The sequence below is a fragment of the Microbulbifer maximicatervae (SeqCode) genome (assembly GCF_052468095.1).
In genome coordinates this window covers 5,036,827-5,052,841 of record NZ_CP174332.1, presented here as the reverse complement: position 1 = coordinate 5,052,841, position 16,015 = coordinate 5,036,827, and the positions used below count along the sequence as shown (strand labels likewise).

Annotated in this window: 16 protein-coding genes; all 16 read right to left on the bottom strand. The window is 55.7% G+C overall.

The window, feature by feature from the left end; all coding sequences use genetic code 11:
- Positions 1-11: 11 nt before the first annotated feature.
- Positions 12-1,415, bottom strand: coding sequence for a F0F1 ATP synthase subunit beta (gene atpD / locus ACJJIL_RS22460; RefSeq protein WP_282930574.1), 1,404 nt, complete (start codon positions 1,413-1,415; stop codon positions 12-14).
- A 53-nt stretch (positions 1,416-1,468) separates the two neighbouring features.
- On the bottom strand, positions 1,469-2,329 hold the full coding sequence (atpG, locus tag ACJJIL_RS22455; protein ID WP_282930573.1) for a F0F1 ATP synthase subunit gamma: 861 nt from the start codon (positions 2,327-2,329) through the stop codon (positions 1,469-1,471).
- A 77-nt stretch (positions 2,330-2,406) separates the two neighbouring features.
- Positions 2,407-3,951, bottom strand: a complete 1,545-nt coding sequence (gene atpA, locus ACJJIL_RS22450) for a F0F1 ATP synthase subunit alpha (RefSeq protein WP_108735090.1) — start codon at positions 3,949-3,951, stop codon at positions 2,407-2,409.
- A 48-nt stretch (positions 3,952-3,999) separates the two neighbouring features.
- Positions 4,000-4,536 (bottom strand): F0F1 ATP synthase subunit delta, encoded by a 537-nt coding sequence (locus ACJJIL_RS22445; RefSeq protein ID WP_445360810.1) that lies wholly within the window; start codon positions 4,534-4,536, stop codon positions 4,000-4,002.
- Positions 4,537-4,548: 12 nt separating this feature from the next.
- The gene (locus ACJJIL_RS22440) at positions 4,549-5,019 is read right to left on the bottom strand and encodes a F0F1 ATP synthase subunit B (protein ID WP_282930571.1); all 471 of its coding nucleotides are present in this window, start codon (positions 5,017-5,019) and stop codon (positions 4,549-4,551) included.
- Positions 5,020-5,071: 52 nt separating this feature from the next.
- Positions 5,072-5,317, bottom strand: coding sequence for a F0F1 ATP synthase subunit C (gene atpE / locus ACJJIL_RS22435; protein WP_020413895.1), 246 nt, complete (start codon positions 5,315-5,317; stop codon positions 5,072-5,074).
- A gap of 59 nt (positions 5,318-5,376) precedes the next feature.
- A complete protein-coding gene (gene atpB / locus ACJJIL_RS22430; RefSeq protein WP_282930570.1) occupies positions 5,377-6,303 on the bottom strand; it encodes a F0F1 ATP synthase subunit A in 927 nt (308 codons plus the stop codon).
- Positions 6,304-6,352: 49 nt separating this feature from the next.
- Entirely contained in the window at positions 6,353-6,715 is a 363-nt protein-coding gene (locus tag ACJJIL_RS22425; RefSeq protein WP_282930569.1) for an ATP synthase subunit I, read from the bottom strand.
- Between the two features lie 202 nt (positions 6,716-6,917).
- Positions 6,918-7,820 carry a ParB/RepB/Spo0J family partition protein gene (locus ACJJIL_RS22420; protein WP_282930568.1) on the bottom strand — a complete coding sequence of 301 codons (903 nt, stop codon included), beginning with the start codon at positions 7,818-7,820 and terminating at the stop codon, positions 6,918-6,920.
- Between the two features lie 12 nt (positions 7,821-7,832).
- The gene (locus tag ACJJIL_RS22415) at positions 7,833-8,642 is read right to left on the bottom strand and encodes a ParA family protein (RefSeq protein ID WP_020413891.1); all 810 of its coding nucleotides are present in this window, start codon (positions 8,640-8,642) and stop codon (positions 7,833-7,835) included.
- 126 nt (positions 8,643-8,768) lie between these two features.
- Positions 8,769-9,398: a 16S rRNA (guanine(527)-N(7))-methyltransferase RsmG gene (rsmG, locus tag ACJJIL_RS22410; protein ID WP_444915122.1), complete on the bottom strand. Its 630-nt coding sequence runs from the start codon at positions 9,396-9,398 to the stop codon at positions 8,769-8,771.
- 85 nt (positions 9,399-9,483) lie between these two features.
- The gene (gene mnmG, locus ACJJIL_RS22405; RefSeq protein ID WP_445360809.1) at positions 9,484-11,373 is read right to left on the bottom strand and encodes a tRNA uridine-5-carboxymethylaminomethyl(34) synthesis enzyme MnmG; all 1,890 of its coding nucleotides are present in this window, start codon (positions 11,371-11,373) and stop codon (positions 9,484-9,486) included.
- Between the two features lie 865 nt (positions 11,374-12,238).
- Complete coding sequence (gene mnmE, locus ACJJIL_RS22400; RefSeq protein WP_444934531.1) at positions 12,239-13,615, bottom strand: tRNA uridine-5-carboxymethylaminomethyl(34) synthesis GTPase MnmE; 1,377 nt, start codon at positions 13,613-13,615, stop codon at positions 12,239-12,241.
- Between the two features lie 79 nt (positions 13,616-13,694).
- Positions 13,695-15,365 carry a membrane protein insertase YidC gene (gene yidC / locus ACJJIL_RS22395; protein WP_444892426.1) on the bottom strand — a complete coding sequence of 557 codons (1,671 nt, stop codon included), beginning with the start codon at positions 15,363-15,365 and terminating at the stop codon, positions 13,695-13,697.
- An 8-nt stretch (positions 15,366-15,373) separates the two neighbouring features.
- Complete coding sequence (gene yidD, locus ACJJIL_RS22390; protein ID WP_108735100.1) at positions 15,374-15,607, bottom strand: membrane protein insertion efficiency factor YidD; 234 nt, start codon at positions 15,605-15,607, stop codon at positions 15,374-15,376.
- The gene (gene rnpA, locus ACJJIL_RS22385) at positions 15,604-15,990 is read right to left on the bottom strand and encodes a ribonuclease P protein component (RefSeq protein WP_413663877.1); all 387 of its coding nucleotides are present in this window, start codon (positions 15,988-15,990) and stop codon (positions 15,604-15,606) included. Before rnpA ends, yidD begins: the two co-directional genes overlap by 4 nt.
- Positions 15,991-16,015: the final 25 nt, after the last annotated feature.

Sequence of the window (16,015 nt, the reverse complement as noted above, 5' to 3'; positions counted from 1 at the left end):
GCCTCTCTCGATTAGCCCTTGGCTTTGTTGGCTTTTTCCACAGCTTCGTCGATGGTTCCCACCATGTAGAAGGCCTGTTCCGGCATGTGGTCATATTCACCGTTCAGGATGCCCTGGAAGCCACGGATGGTTTCTTTCAGGGAAACGTATTTACCTGGTGCACCGGTGAAGATTTCCGCAACGTGGAACGGCTGGGACAGGAAACGCTCGATCTTACGGGCGCGGGCTACGGTCTGCTTGTCTTCTTCAGACAGCTCGTCCATACCCAGGATCGCGATGATGTCCTTCAGCTCTTTGTAGCGCTGCAGTACAGACTGTACGCCGCGAGCCACTTCGTAGTGCTCCTGACCAATCACCTGTGGGTCCAGCTGACGAGAGGTGGAGTCCAGCGGGTCAACAGCCGGGTAGATACCTTTAGCGGCGATATCACGGCTCAGTACTACAGTGGAGTCCAAGTGCGCGAAGGTGGTCGCCGGAGATGGGTCAGTCAAGTCATCCGCCGGTACGTATACCGCCTGGATAGAGGTGATAGAGCCAGTCTTGGTGGAGGTAATACGCTCCTGCAGAACGCCCATCTCTTCCGCCAGGGTCGGCTGGTAGCCTACCGCAGAAGGCATACGGCCCAGCAGTGCGGATACTTCGGTACCGGCCAGGGTGTAGCGGTAGATGTTGTCGACGAACAACAGTACGTCTTTACCTTCATCACGGAATTTCTCCGCCATGGTCAGGCCGGTCAGGGCTACGCGCAGACGGTTGCCGGGCGGCTCATTCATCTGGCCGTAAACCATCGCCACTTTGGAGTTGGCTTTATTTTCCAGGTCAACAACGCCGGATTCAGCCATCTCGTAGTAGAAGTCGTTACCTTCACGGGTACGCTCACCAACACCTGCGAACACGGACAGACCGGAGTGCTCGGTAGCGATGTTGTTGATCAGTTCCATCATGTTTACGGTTTTACCTACACCGGCACCACCGAACAGACCAACCTTACCACCCTTGGCGAACGGGCAAACCAGGTCGATTACCTTGATGCCGGTTTCCAGCAGTTCGGTAGAGCTGGACTGCTCTTCGTAGGTCGGCGCAGCGCGGTGGATAGAGGAGCGCTCTTTCTCACCGATAGGGCCACACTCGTCAATCGGGTTGCCGAGCACGTCCATGATGCGACCGAGGGTTTCCAGGCCAACCGGTACAGAAACCGGAGCGCCGGTATTGCGCACGGACAGACCGCGGCTGACACCTTCGGATGAACCCATGGCAATAGCGCGTACCACGCCGTCACCCAACTGCTGCTGCACTTCCATGGTGAGGTTCTTGTCCTCAACCACCAGTGCGTCGTATACATTCGGAACAGAATCGCGTGGGAATTCCACGTCGATGACCGCTCCGATCACTTGCACAATTTGCCCGTTACTCATTTCCGGATCCTCAGCTTTAAATTCTTTCTAGGCTGACCATTACTGGCAGCGGATTAAACCGCCGCCGCACCGCCGACAATTTCGGACAGTTCCTGGGTAATGGCCGCCTGGCGCGCCTTGTTGTAGACAAGCTGCAACTGATCGATCAGCTCACCGGCGTTATCGGTGGCGCTCTTCATCGCGATCATACGCGCTGCCTGTTCACAGGCTTTGTTTTCAACTACTGCCTGGTATACCTGGGACTCGATGTAGCGAGCCAGCAATCCATCCAGCAATTCAACCGGATCCGGCTCGTAGAGGTAGTCCCACTCGTGCATGAGTTTTTCATCTTCGTCCTTCGGCAGCGGCAGCAATTGCTCAACCTGCGGCTTCTGGGACATGGTGTTGATAAACTCATTGGATACCAGGAACAGGCGATCGATATCGCCTTCTGCGTAACGGTCCAGCATTACCTTAACTGAGCCAATCAGCTGGTTGGCCTGGGGCGCATCGCCCAGATCGCGCACCGCTGCGACAACCTTGCTGCCGATGGCATTAAAGAAACTGGCCGCCTTGTTACCTACCGCGCAGACTTCGACGTCGACACCCTTCTCGGACCACGCCTGCATCTCGCGAATAGCGGCTTTGAACATATTGACGTTCAAGCCACCACAGAGTCCGCGGTCAGTGGATACCAGGATAAAACCGACCCGCTTGGCCTCGCGCTCTTGCAGGTAAATATGCTGGTACTCGGCCGAAGCGTTGGCGACGTGGCCGATCACTGCGCGTATGCGCTGGGCGTAGGGACGCCCCAGTGCCATGCGATCCTGAGCCCTGCGCATCTTACTGGCTGCAACCATTTCCATTGCGGCAGTAATTTTCTGCGTGCTCTTGATGCTGGCAATTTTTGTGCGTACTTCTTTTCCGCCTGCCATAGTGATTTACCTTGTTCGCTGGAAGTTAGATTCCGAAAGAGCGGACACGCCGCTCTCTCGCGCTCTCCAGGGAGTTCTTACCAGCTGCTAGTAGCGACGAACTTCTCGATAGCGGCTTTGAAAGCTGCGTCGATTTCGTCGTTGTAGTTACCAGTGCTGTTCACTTTCTCCATCAGCTCTGCGTGTTCGCTGTTCATGTAAGCGAGCAGGGCGGCTTCGAAATCGAGAACCTTGGCAACTTCTACTTCTTTCAGGTAACCCTTGTCGGCGGCGTAAACGGAAACAGCCATGTCCGCGATAGACAGCGGAGAGTACTGTTTCTGCTTCATCAGCTCGGTTACGCGCTCACCGTGATCCAGCTGGGCTTTGGTAGCTTCGTCCAGGTCAGAGGCAAACTGGGAGAATGCCGCCAGTTCGCGGTACTGAGCCAGAGCGGTACGGATACCACCGGACAGCTTCTTGATCACCTTGGTCTGCGCTGCACCACCTACACGGGATACAGAGATACCCGGGTTGATCGCTGGGCGGATACCGGAGTTGAACAGATCGGTCTCGAGGAAGATCTGGCCGTCGGTAATGGAAATCACGTTGGTCGGTACGAACGCAGATACGTCACCGGCCTGGGTTTCGATGATCGGCAGGGCGGTCAGAGAGCCGGTCTTGCCTTTCACTTCACCGTTGGTGAACTTCTCTACGTAGTCGGCGTTTACACGCGCTGCGCGCTCCAGCAGACGGGAGTGCAAGTAGAAAACGTCACCGGGGTAGGCTTCACGTCCAGGCGGACGCTTCAGCAACAGGGAGATCTGACGGTAGGCCCAAGCCTGCTTGGTCAGGTCATCGTATACGATCAGGGCGTCTTCACCGCGGTCGCGGAAGTACTCACCCATGGTACAACCGACGTAGGGAGCCAGGAACTGCATCGCTGCCGGATCGGCGGCGCCAGCGGCTACTACGATGGTGTGATCCATAGCGCCGTGCTCTTCGAGCTTGCGCACTACGTTGGCAATAGAGGACTGCTTCTGGCCCACGGCAACGTAGACACACTTAACGCCGGTACCTTTCTGGTTGATGATGGCGTCGATCGCCACAGCAGTCTTACCGATCTGACGGTCACCGATGATCAGCTCACGCTGGCCACGGCCAATCGGGATCATGGTATCAACCGCTTTCAAACCGGTTTGTACAGGCTGGTCAACGGACTGACGGGCAATAACGCCAGGCGCTACTTTTTCTACCGCATCGGTCAGCTTGTTGTTCAGCGGGCCTTTGCCGTCGATCGGGTTACCCAGCGCGTCTACAACGCGGCCGAGCAATTCCGGGCCAACGGGGGTTTCCAGGATGCGGCCGGTACAACGGCACTTCTGGCCTTCAGCCAGCGCCTTGTAGTCGCCCAGGATTACAGCACCAACGGAGTCGCGCTCCAGGTTCAGCGCCATACCGTAAACGCCGCCTTCGAACTCGATCATCTCGCCGTACATCACATCGGCCAGGCCGTGGATGCGGATGATGCCGTCGGATACGGAAACAATGGTGCCCTCATTTTGGGCTTCAGTGCTCACATCGAGATTTTCGATGCGGCTCTTGATGATTTCACTGATCTCAGAGGGATTCAGTTGCTGCATGCTCTGTTCCTCAAGTCCCCGCCGGCTAACGCCAACGGGGAGAGTAATTTAGGAGTTCATCGCCTCGGCGAGCTTGGCCAGACGGCCGCGTACGGTACCGTCGATGACTGTATCACCGGCGCGGATGATCGCGCCGCCCAGCAGGCTCTCGTCCACCGAGCTGTGCAGATGTATTTCGCGTTCAAACTTCGCGCTGAGCTTTTGGCCCAGTGCTTGCGCCTGTGCATCGCTCAAGGCGTGCGCGGAAACAACTTCCACCTCGAGGGTGGCTTCCGCTTGCGCTTTCAGCTCTTCGAACAGTTCGGAAATTTCCGGCAGCAGCTGCAGGCGGTTGTTTTCCGCCAGCAACCGGATGAAGTTCCTTCCGTGCTCGCCGAGTTCGTCTGAACAGATCGACAGGAATTTATCTGCGCGCTCTTCATTGGTGAGCTGGGGGTTATCCAGCAGCTCACGCACTTTTTCGTTCTGGCTGACCGCTGCCGCAGTGCTCAGCGCAGTGCTCCAACCACCTAAGTGGGAGGCTTCCTGCGCATAAGAGAATGCAGCTTTAGCGTAGGGCCGGGCCAGTGTGCTGAGTTCCGCCATTGGGTTCCTCGCTTACAGCTCGGCTGCCAGTTTATCGATCAGGTCGTCGTGCGCCTTAGCGTCGATATTGACCGCGAGAATCTTCTCCGCACCCAGGACAGACAGGTCTGCCACACGGCTGCGCAGTTGCTCTTTAGCGCGATTCACTTCCTGGTCGATCTCAGCTTTGGCCGCAGTTTTCAGACGATCGCCTTCAGACTGAGCCGCTTGCTTGGCTTCATCGAGAATCTGGTTGGCGCGCTTGTTGGCACCATCAATGATCTCGTTAGCCTGATCTTTGGCTTCCTTCAACTGCTCGGCAGCTTTACGCTTGGCCAGTTCCAGGTCTTTCTGTGCGTGTTCGGCGTCAGCGAGACCATCTGCGATCTTCTGCTCACGCTCTTTCATCACGCCCAAAAGCGGCGGCCAAACAAACTTCCAGCAAAACCAGACGAAAAACAGGAAAGTAATCGACTGGCCGATTAGAGTCAGGTTGATATTCACTCCGACACCTCTTGCTCTTTAAATAGGGTTAAGGGCAATTGGAACGGCGTAATTAAACCAGACCAGGAGCTACGGCGAAGATCAGGTACATAGCGATACCAACACCGATCATCGGAACCGCGTCAAGCAGACCAGCCATCAGGAACATCTTGCCCTGCAGAGCCGGAGCCTGTTCAGGCTGACGAGCGGAACCTTCCAGCAGCTTGCCACCCAGAGTACCGAAACCGATTGCGGTGCCCAGGGCGCCCAGACCGATCAGCAGTGCACTTGCGATGTAAACCAGACCTAATGCTTCCATTGTGTTCTCCAAATCAAAGTTAAAGAGTTGTTGTAAAGGTCGAAAAAAGGGTTAAAAACTTATTGATCGTGCTCGTGCTCATCGTCACGATGGTGTGCCATCGCCATGTACACGGTGCTCAATACCATAAATACGAACGCCTGCAGCACGATTACCAGTACGTGGAAGATCGCCCAGCCCATGTGCAGGAGGCCTGCACCAATAAAGCCGAGAACGCCAACGCCAAAGACAATCGCGATCAGGATAAAGATCATTTCACCGGCGTAGAGGTTTCCGAACAGACGCAGGCCCAGGGAGATCGGCTTGGCGATCAGGGATACTGCTTCCAGCAGGAAGTTCACCGGGATCAGCAGGATGTCAAAGAACAACTTGCCGGTATGGAAAGGGTGCAGAGTCAGCTCTTTAAGGAAGCCGATGGCACCTTTTTCGCGAATACTGAAGAAAATCATCAGCGCAAACACCGCCAGGGCCATACCCAGGGTGGCGTTCGGGTCGGTAGTCGGAACCACTTTAAAGAAGAGGTGATCGTTGCCGGAGATCTTGGCGGCAGCCATCGGCAGCCAGTCCACCGGTACCAGGTCCATCAGGTTCATCAGGAACACCCACACAAAGATGGTCAGAGCCATCGGGGCAACCATAGTGTTGCGGTGGGGGAAGGTTTCCTTAACCAGCTTGTCGATAAAGTCGGTAACCAGCTCCACAAAGCTCTGGAAGCCTGTGGGCTTGTCCACACTGGCCTTCTTGGCTGCGCGGGCAAACAGGAAGCAAAAAATCAGACCGAGGCCGATAGACCAGCCCAGAGTATCTACGTGCAGGGCCCAAAAGCCCATATCCGCAGCTTCCTGGGAGGAATGCGCCATAGTCCAAGTAGACTCATTCAGCACAGTACCGTCGGCGCGGGTATACCCGGCCGGCAGCTTGCCGTAAGTCATATTTTGCAGGTGGTGTTGGATATACCCCGTCGCGGTTTGAGCTTCGCCTGCCATAGTTCCTCAACAATCGTAAAAGTAAGAATTCTTTTTTCTTATCCACCGGCTAGCGGACCATGCGCGCTACCAAAATCCACTGCACGATTACACAGAGGACGTAGCTGATAAAAAGCGCCGCGGCATTCAGTGGCTTGACGGTGGCAAACACCGCTGCAAAACCTGCCATGGTCAATATAAATTTGCCGGTTTCCGCGCGGTAGAAATTGCCTACCACGCGATGGGCCGCGCGCGCACCGCTATCGCGAAAGGCGCGCCTGCCAAAATATGCTCCGGGCAGTGCACACAGGGCACCGCCGATAAATACGGAGAGCGCAGTCACCGGTTTACCGCTCAAGTGCAGTGCCGCACTGGCCACCGATATCAGCAGAAGCTGTACCGCGGCTATTCGTAATACCGGGGGTTTTGTCATAGACGGGATAAGCCGACTTTTTTTGCGCTGTCCGCCCAAAATTTGGGCGTGCGAATTATGCGGCAACAGCATCGCCGATTCAACCGGCAAATGTCGTCAACTTATTTGATTTTCAGGAGGTTTTGCACGGAATTACTCGCCGCAGTGAGTATTTGCCAACAGTTATTGCGCGCGCCACTAGGACGCGCATTTCCCTGTGGCCTCAGTCCTCGGCGTAACCCAGGTGGGCCAGGATTCCATCCAGCTCTTCCAGAGTGGTGTATTTGAGTACCAGGCGGCCATTGCCTTTATCGTTGTGATCGATAGATACGGGCACTCCGACTTTTTCTGCCAGGCGCTCAGTCAGGCGACGGATATTGGGGTCGGGCTTCGGTTTTTCCGGTGCGGGGGCAGCCGGCTGTTGTAAACGGCGCACCAGCGCCTCTGTCTGGCGCACGGTAAGGCTGCGCTCGACCACTTGGCGCGCAGCAGAGCGCTGGGTGGCACCGGATAGACCGAGCAGGGCTTTGGCGTGCCCCAACTCCAGATCGCCACGCTCCAGGAAAGTCCGTACCTCTTCACTGAGACTCAACAGTCGCAAAAGGTTGGTTACTGCGGTACGGGATTTGCCCACCGCATCGGCCACTTCCTGCTGGGTCAGCTTGAACTCATCCTGTAAACGCTTGAGGGCTACAGCTTCCTCTACCGGATTCAGGTCTTCACGCTGGATATTTTCAATCAGCGCCATAGCGATGGCAGCTTCATCGGAAACGCTGCGCACCAGTGCCGGCACTTTCTCCAGTCCCGCCAATTGGGCCGCGCGCCAGCGCCGTTCACCGGCGATGATTTCATAGCTCTGCTCACCGATACCGCGCACGACGATCGGCTGCATAATGCCCTGGGCGCGTATCGAGTCCGCCAGCTCCTGCAAGGATTCCTGTGGAAAATCCCGGCGTGGCTGGTAGCGGCCGCGCTGCAAAAACTCTATCGGCAACTCCTTCAGCTCACCGTCGACCACGGCGGTTTCGGTTTCAGCTTCACCGGTAGCCTCGGCGATCGCGGTGCTGTTTTTATTGCTGATCAGGTGGGATAAACCCCGGCCCAGTCCTTTGCGTTTGGCGGCCATAGTAATTACCCCTTATACGGCTTCCGCCACAGGGCGGCTTTTCTTATTGGAAGATTGATTGGCGGGATGGCGGCGATTGATTTCGCAAGCCAGTGCCAGATAGGCAATAGCCCCTTTCGAATGGCGGTCGTAATCCAGCGCCGGCTTGCCGAAGCTGGGAGCCTCTGCCAAACGGACATTGCGCGGGATACAGGTTCGATACAGACGATCGCCGAAAAACTCCTGCAACTGCGCCGACACTTCGCTGGTGAGGCTGTTGCGCGGATCGTACATGGTGCGCAAGATACCCTCGATTTTCAGGTCCGGATTGGCGGCCTGCTGGATCTGGGTGATGGTGTCTACCAGTGCTGACAACCCCTCCAGGGCATAGTATTCACACTGCATGGGAATCAAGACGCCGTGAGCTGCACAGAGGGCGTTTACGGTCAGCATATTCAACGATGGCGGACAGTCGATAATCACGTAGTCGTAACGATTACTCACCGCAGCCAGGGCGCGGCGCAGGCGGGATTCGCGGCCCTCCAGATTCAGCAACTCCACCTCTGCCGCAGACAGGTCACCGTTGCCCGGGATCAAATCAAAACCGCTCTCTGTGGATACAATGGCCTGCTCAACGGGTAATTCAGCGGCCAGCACATCGTAACCGGACACCTCAAGGTCACTTTTATCCACACCGCTGCCCATGGTGGCATTGCCCTGGGGGTCCAGGTCGATCAGCAATACGCGCCGCTTGTTGGCAACCAAAGATGCGGCCAGGTTGACGCAGGTAGTGGTCTTGCCAACCCCGCCTTTCTGGTTGGCCACAGCAAATATCTTGCTCAAGATTCTTGTCCTTTGTTGTTTCCGGGTGCGTTTGCCCCGACGCCGGCTCGGCTTCGGGCGGCGGCTGTTGTGCCCCACGATAGGGGAGCAGGATTGGGCGGGCGACAAACCCGCCAAACTATCATCTTATTCTGTGCGACAGAGCTGAATCATATGTCGCTCACCGTCGCAGCCGGGCACCGACAACCGGTGCACCTGCTCGACCTTAATGCCTTTTGGCAGAGCGCTCAACTCATCCTCAGGCAGCTTGCCCTTCATGGCATAAAAACGACCCCAGGGTGCCAACATGTGCTCACTGCCATTGACCATATCTTCTATGGAGGCAAAGGCGCGGGACACCACACCGGCAAAAGGCTGTTCTGGCACAAAGGCTTCTACCCGCTCATTGACTACCGTGATATTGGGCAGGGGCAGGGTGCTGGCGACTTGGAACAGGAAGCGGGTCTTCTTGCCATTGCTGTCGAGCAGGGTGATGGCGCGCTCCGGATGCACAATTGCCAGGGGAATCCCTGGCAGGCCGCCACCGCTACCCACATCGATTAAAGAGCCTTCGCCACAGAGATTTACCACACTGAGGCTGTCGATAATATGGCGCTCCAGCATCTGCTCCGGGTCGCGTATGGCGGACAGGTTGTAGGCACTGTTCCAGCGGGCGAAAAGCGCCAGGTATTCCAGTAGCTGATCCTGCTGCCGGTCACTGAGTACCACCGACATCTGTGCCGCCGCCTCTAACAGGCGCGGACGAAACTGTTCCATTGAGTGAGAAATGGGTCTATCCCCCAGTAGTCCCGCGAAATTCAAACCCCGCAGGGCCTCGCGGGATACCCTGTGGAAAACCGATTTATACCGCTTTTTTGCGCTTCAGCAGCCCGCGCTTTTTCAACTGGATCAACAGCAGGGATATGGATGCGGGCGTCACGCCCGGTATTCGCGAGGCCCGCGCCAGGGTATCTGGGCGGGTCTCTCCCAGCTTTTGCTTAACCTCATTGGACAGACCAGAAATACCGCTGTAGTCGAAGTCCGCCGGGATCTGGGTATCTTCGTAGGCCTGCAAACGCTCAATTTCCTCGCGCTGGCGATCGATATAACCGGCGTACTTGGCCGAAATTTCCACCTGTTCGGCAACCTGCTCGTCGGTTACCGCTTCCCCTTTGAGGCCCGCCACATCCTGATAGCCCAGTTCCGGACGGCGCAACAGGTCCATCAGGCTATATTCCCGCGCCAATGGCTGCGGCAATTTGGTTTCTACAGAGGCGGCCTGGGGCGTCTTTGGGTGCACCCAGGTATCTTGTAGTCGCTGGGTCTCCCGAGCGATCTCCTCGCGCTTTTCACTGAACGCTGCCCAGCGGGTATCGTCGACCAGGCCCAATTCGCGACCTTTTTCGGTCAGGCGCAGGTCAGCATTGTCCTCACGGAGCAGCAAGCGATATTCCGCGCGGCTGGTAAACATGCGGTAGGGCTCTTTAGTGCCGCTGGTGATCAAATCATCCACAAGCACGCCCAGGTAGGCTTCATCCCGACGCGGGGCCCAGGCTTCGCGCTCCTGGGCCTGTAGGGCGGCATTGGCGCCAGCCAGGAGTCCCTGGGCAGCCGCTTCCTCGTAGCCGGTGGTGCCATTGATCTGGCCGGCAAAGTAGAGCCCCTGGATAAATTTGGTTTGCAGGGACGGCAAAAGGTCGCGCGGGTCGAAGAAATCGTACTCAATTGCATAGCCAGGGCGGGTGATATGCGCCTTTTCAAAGCCTTTGATGGAGTGCACCAGCTCAATCTGTACATCGAAGGGCAGGCTGGTGGAAATACCATTGGGGTACAGCTCGTTGGTGGTCAACCCTTCAGGCTCGATAAACACCTGGTGGCTATCTTTGTCCGCAAAGCGGTGCACCTTGTCTTCGATGGAGGGACAGTAGCGCGGGCCAATCCCTTCAATCACGCCGGAATACATGGGCGAGCGATCGAGCCCCCCCTGGATAATTTCATGGGTGCGGGCATTGGTGTGGGTAATCCAGCAGCAGACCTGGCGCGGGTGCTGATCGCGGCTGCCCAAATAGGACATCACCGGTGTGGGGCTATCCCCCCACTGTTCCTCCAGCTCGCTGAAATCTACCGAGCGGGCATCAATACGGGGAGGGGTGCCAGTTTTGAGGCGATCGACGCGGAAAGGCAGTTCGCGCAGACGATCTGCAAGGGCAATCGAGGGCGGGTCTCCAGCGCGGCCGCCGGCGTGGTTATCCAAGCCGATGTGTATACGCCCACCGAGGAAAGTCCCTGCGGTCAGTACCACTGTCTTGGCGCGAAAGCGCACCCCCGCATTGGTGACAACGCCCACAACCCGTTCACCTTCGACAATCAGGTCATCCGCCGCTTGTTGGAAGATCTCCAGGTTTTCCTGTGCTTCCAGGATTGAACGGATAGCGGCGCGATACAGGGCTCTATCGGCCTGGGCGCGAGTTGCCCTTACTGCGGGGCCTTTGCGGGCATTGAGGACCCGGAACTGAATTCCGCCCAGGTCTGTTGCCGTTGCCATAGCGCCACCGAGGGCATCGACTTCCTTCACGAGATGACTCTTGCCGATACCGCCGATCGCCGGGTTGCAAGACATTTGTCCAAGGGTCTCGATATTGTGGGTCAGCAGCAGAGTGGAAGCTCCCATACGTGCCGCTGCCAGTGAGGCTTCGGTACCTGCGTGGCCTCCGCCGATCACGATCACATCATAGGTCTTAGGGAATTCCATAGTGGCTGCTACTGGTTACAACTGGGGGCGCACATTTTATAGGCAGTAGGTGTGAGTCAGCAATTGGCTACAAGCATATTCCTGCACTCTAGTTGGTAGACGCATGTAAAGCTGTAAAAACGGAGACTATTCAGTTCCATGCATATCGAGCTCTTTCTCTAAGGAAATCATTTTTTGGACTCTCTCAAGTTTATATAAATGAATAAATGTATTTCTTAGAGAGAGGTTTTTGATTTAGTTGTTTTTATTAGTGCCCGGCAAATCATGTATAAGCAAAAAAAAGTCTTATAAATCAACATGTTACATTAATGAAAACATGGGCAATAACCCCTTGGCTGAAGGGGGGGCAACCCCGGTAGACGATTGTGGAAAGCCGGGACAACTTTGCGCGCCTCGTGCTGGCGGGAAAGTTATCATCATAGCATTCGTTGCTTACGCAGGTGTTTATCCCCTTTTTTACTCACACCTGGCAATTTCAGGTTTTAGCTTGTGCGTAGATGGTGATAAGACTTGGGGGTTAATTGTGCGTAAGAGTGAATATTGTATAAGTCTGTGAGTTTTGTTGCTGTATCTATGTGATTTATAGGTGATTGGAGCAAGTGAAAAGATATCCACGGGAAATCCCCGTGGACATGTATAACTCGATCGGCGCCATATCTTATTTTGCAGAGTTGTTTGCCGGATTTTTTCGCGAATCTATTTAATAAGATCGGGAAAAATTGGGGATTTAATTTACCCGCCCTGAAAGTCGGGGTTAAGCCTGTGTAAAAGAAGTGAGAAATATGTTGGGAAGCTGGAAGGAGAAAAGCGGGGGAGGATAAAGTAGCCTCCCCCTTGGGATAACTTGGAAGTTGGGATGGGGTGTTTACTTACCGATACAAAAACTGCCGAAGATCTTGCCGAGTAATTCATCGGCACTGACGGTGCCAGTAATTTCTCCCAGAGCCTGCTGGGCTTGGCGTAAGTCTTCGGCGAGCAGTTCGCCTGCACCGCTAGTGTGAAGTTGCCGCTGGCCCTGATGTATAAAAGCTTGTGCCCGGCCCAGTGCGTCCAGGTGTCGGCGCCTGGCACTGAATGTTCCCTCTCCAGCGCCGCTGAAACCCATACTCTGTTTTAAATGTTCTTTTAACGCATCGAGCCCGGCACCTGTTTTTGCACTGATGGCAATCACTGGCACGCCTTCAGTGTGTGCCTGAAGGCCAGCGCTGTAGTCGGTGAGGTCGATCTTGTTCAGTACCAATGTCAGTTTGTTGAGATCTTTTAGCTGACTGGTAAATTCTGGCCAAACTTGTGTGGGGTCCAGGGAGTGGAGTTGCTCTGCATCCATGACTAGAAGTACCCTATCTGCGCCGTGGATTTCCTCCCAGGCGCGTTCGATACCAATTTGCTCGACTCTATCCGGGGCATCCCTTAATCCCGCAGTATCGGCAAACTGGAGGGGCATACCGTCGATATGAATATGTTCGCGCAGGATATCCCGAGTGGTACCGGCGATATCGGTGACAATAGCGGCGTCGTGTCCGGCCAGTGTGTTGAGCAGGCTGGATTTCCCTGCATTGGGGCGTCCTGCGATAGCAACTCGCATTCCCTCGCGCATTATCGCGCCCTGACGCGCCTGGGTTTCCACACCCACCATTTGTGCCAGTAGGGTTTCTATATCAGCTGCCACTTTGCCATCGGCGAGGAAGTCGATTTCCTCTTCGGGGAAATCAATGGCGGCCTCCACGTAGATACGCAAGTGGGTAAGGTTTTCCACCAGGTCTTCGATTTTCTCGGAAAACGCGCCCTGCAGTGAACGCATGGCATTACGCGCTGCCTGGGCACTGCCGGCGTCGATTAAATCGGCGATCGCTTCGGCCTGAGTTAAATCCATTTTGTCGTTGAGGAAAGCCCTCTCGGAAAATTCTCCGGGTCGGGCTTGTCGAGCGCCCAACTCGATAGTTGCTTGAAGTAACTGATCGAGAATCACTGGGCCGCCGTGTCCCTGGAGTTCCACCACATCTTCCCCGGTAAAGGAGTTGGGACCGGGGAAAAAGAGTGCCAATCCCTGATCGATTAACTGCTCTTTGTGGGTAAAGTTCCGGTAGTGGGCAGAGCGGGGCTGGAGGGATTTTTCCCCGCAGATTTGTTGGGCAATTTGCAGGGCTCTTGCGCCCGACAGTCGGATAACGCCGATGCCGCCGCGCCCGGGCGCGGTGGCAACAGCGGCAATAGTGTCGCGATTGAGGCTTTCTTGTGTCATCGGCTGAGTTTACTCGACAGAACGGAAAAGGGCCGCATTAGCGGCCCTTGTTTATTGTGTTGCTGCAGATCGGTACTGGTTAGTACTTACCGGCATCCACCTGTTTATTGATATACCAGGTTTGCGCAATGGTAATCAGGTTGTTGGCGATCCAGTACAGAACCAGACCCGCTGGGAACCACAGGAAGAATACAGTCATCATTACCGGCATCAGCTGCATGATGCGGGCTTGGGTTGGATCAGTCGGCGCCGGGTTCAGCTTTTGCATAAACCACATAGACAGGCCCATCAATACCGGCAGGATAAAGTAGGGGTCCTTCGCCGACAGATCGTGAATCCAGAAAATCCAGGGCGCGTGGCGCAGCTCAACGGTTTCGGTGAGCATCCAGTAGAGCGCGATAAATACCGGCATCTGCAACAGGATCGGCAGGCAGCCACCCATCGGATTGATCTTCTCGCGGCGGTAGAGCTTCATGGTCTCTTCCGCCAGCTTTTGCCGGTTATCCTTGTACTGTTCCTGCAGCTTTTTCATCTGCGGCGCAAACTTGCGCATACGCGCCATGGATTTGGTGCCAGCGGCGGACAGAGGCAGAAGCAGCGTCTTGATAAATACAGTGAGCAGGATGATCGCCCAGCCCCAGTTGCTGACAATATGCTCCTGGATAAAGTGCAGGACACCGAACAGCGGTTTTGCGATCCACCAGAGCCAGCCGTAGTCGACGGTCAGGTCGAGGCCGGGGGAGATTTCTTCCAAACGGTAAACATCTTTCGGGCCAGCGTAGAAAGAAGCGCTCAGCTCGCCTTGGGTGGCAGCGGGGATTTGCACTTGAGGTGCGGTAAAGCCCATGCGGAAGAGGCCGTTGGATAGCTCCTTCAATTCAAAGGTATTGCGCTCGTCCTGGGGGGGAATCCAGGCACTGATAAAGTAGTGCTGAACCATAGCTACCCAACCACCTTCGATGGTTTCGCGGGTGGGGCTTTCAGCAATCTCCTCGAAGTCCTGCTTGAAGTAGTTCTTTTCGTTGGTGCGGATGGCGGCGCCGAGGAAAGGCGACATGCCGAAACCGGTGTCGGTTGCGGGTTCACTGGCATCGCGCTTAATCTGACCAAACATGGCCGCGGACCAGGGCTTGTCACTGGTGTTATCCACCAGGTAGGCCACTTGGATCAGGTAGTCTCCACGCTTGAAGGTGAAGCGCTTGGTGATATTGGCTCCTTCCTGTTGCAGAGTCAGGTCTACTATCAGGGTATCGTCGCCCTCAACCATCGCATATTCGGTTTTTGCCACCTTGAAAACCGGGCGGCCAGCGGCGCTGTCGGTCCCGTTTTTACCGATAAGGCCACTTTGGGCAATATAGGTATGGTTGCGGGTCTGGTTCAACAGGATCAGGGGTTGGTCCGGGGTATCCAACTTCTCTTGTTGTTTGCGCAGCGCCACTTTGACGATATCGCCGCCACGAGGATTGATGAGCAGATCAAAAACGTCGGTGGTGACACTGATCAGCTTGCTCTCAGTACTGCTGCCCTCATCGGAAGCGGGCACCTGGGAGCGAAGTTGGGGAACATCACTGTCGCCGGTGCTCGCGGGTGTTTCGGCGGGTATTTGGCTGACAGTCTCGCCGCCAGTCTGCACGACGGTTTCGCGGTCGAGTTCAGGAGTGTGTTGCTCTTGAAATGCGTTCCACTGGAAGATAAGTGCCAGGAGAACCGCGAGAATTCCGCCGAGCAGCGTATAGCGTTGCCAATCCATCTTATTACCTAGAGCGTGTTCTTGTGTCTGGTGGGGGGAACCGGGTCCAATCCACCAGGGTGCCAGGGGTGGCATTTTATAAGGCGGCGCAGAGTTAAATAACCCCCTTTTATCGCTCCATGAGTTTCAATGGCCTCTTCAGAGTACCGGGAGCAGGTGGGGTAGAAGCGACATTGGTTGCCTACCCAGGGGCTGGCCAGGTAGCGGTATACATGGATCAGCTTGATCAGTATCCACTTCATGGTCGGGGTTGCGGCTGTCGAGCCCGCTTGGCCAGTTTACGCCAGAGTTTATTCAGTAGTTTCGCCAACTCGGCCTTATCCAGATCTGCGACCCCAGGGCGTGCGAGCACCACGGCATCCAGCGGCGGCAAATCGTATTGCTGCAGACGGAAGGTTTCCCGGGTTATACGCTTGATTTGGTTGCGGTCGGAGGCGTTGCGTACATGCTTTTTAGCAATAACGAGACCGAGACGCGGGTGTTCCAAGGAGTTGGGACGGGCGAGGATCAACAGATGAGGGTGTGCGGCGCGCACCTGGTTTTCGTTGAATACCAAGCGATACTGCGCCGCATTGAGCAGGCGCAGCGTCTTGGCAAATCCGAAGCTGCTGCGCACCTGCTGCATAAAGAGATATCTCTAAAAGGGAAGA

Coding starts and splice junctions, on each gene's coding strand:
- rsmG (WP_444915122.1), bottom strand. CDS start 9,398: ATGGAACAGTTTCGTCCGCGCCTGTTAGAGGCGGCGGCACAGATGTCG.
- mnmG (WP_445360809.1), bottom strand. CDS start 11,373: ATGGAATTCCCTAAGACCTATGATGTGATCGTGATCGGCGGAGGCCAC.
- atpD (WP_282930574.1), bottom strand. CDS start 1,415: ATGAGTAACGGGCAAATTGTGCAAGTGATCGGAGCGGTCATCGACGTG.
- atpA (WP_108735090.1), bottom strand. CDS start 3,951: ATGCAGCAACTGAATCCCTCTGAGATCAGTGAAATCATCAAGAGCCGC.
- ACJJIL_RS22425 (WP_282930569.1), bottom strand. CDS start 6,715: ATGACAAAACCCCCGGTATTACGAATAGCCGCGGTACAGCTTCTGCTG.
- rnpA (WP_413663877.1), bottom strand. CDS start 15,990: ATGCAGCAGGTGCGCAGCAGCTTCGGATTTGCCAAGACGCTGCGCCTG.
- yidD (WP_108735100.1), bottom strand. CDS start 15,607: ATGAAGTGGATACTGATCAAGCTGATCCATGTATACCGCTACCTGGCC.
- mnmE (WP_444934531.1), bottom strand. CDS start 13,615: ATGACACAAGAAAGCCTCAATCGCGACACTATTGCCGCTGTTGCCACC.
- atpG (WP_282930573.1), bottom strand. CDS start 2,329: ATGGCAGGCGGAAAAGAAGTACGCACAAAAATTGCCAGCATCAAGAGC.
- yidC (WP_444892426.1), bottom strand. CDS start 15,365: ATGGATTGGCAACGCTATACGCTGCTCGGCGGAATTCTCGCGGTTCTC.
- ACJJIL_RS22420 (WP_282930568.1), bottom strand. CDS start 7,820: ATGGCCGCCAAACGCAAAGGACTGGGCCGGGGTTTATCCCACCTGATC.
- atpE (WP_020413895.1), bottom strand. CDS start 5,317: ATGGAAGCATTAGGTCTGGTTTACATCGCAAGTGCACTGCTGATCGGT.
- atpB (WP_282930570.1), bottom strand. CDS start 6,303: ATGGCAGGCGAAGCTCAAACCGCGACGGGGTATATCCAACACCACCTG.
- ACJJIL_RS22445 (WP_445360810.1), bottom strand. CDS start 4,536: ATGGCGGAACTCAGCACACTGGCCCGGCCCTACGCTAAAGCTGCATTC.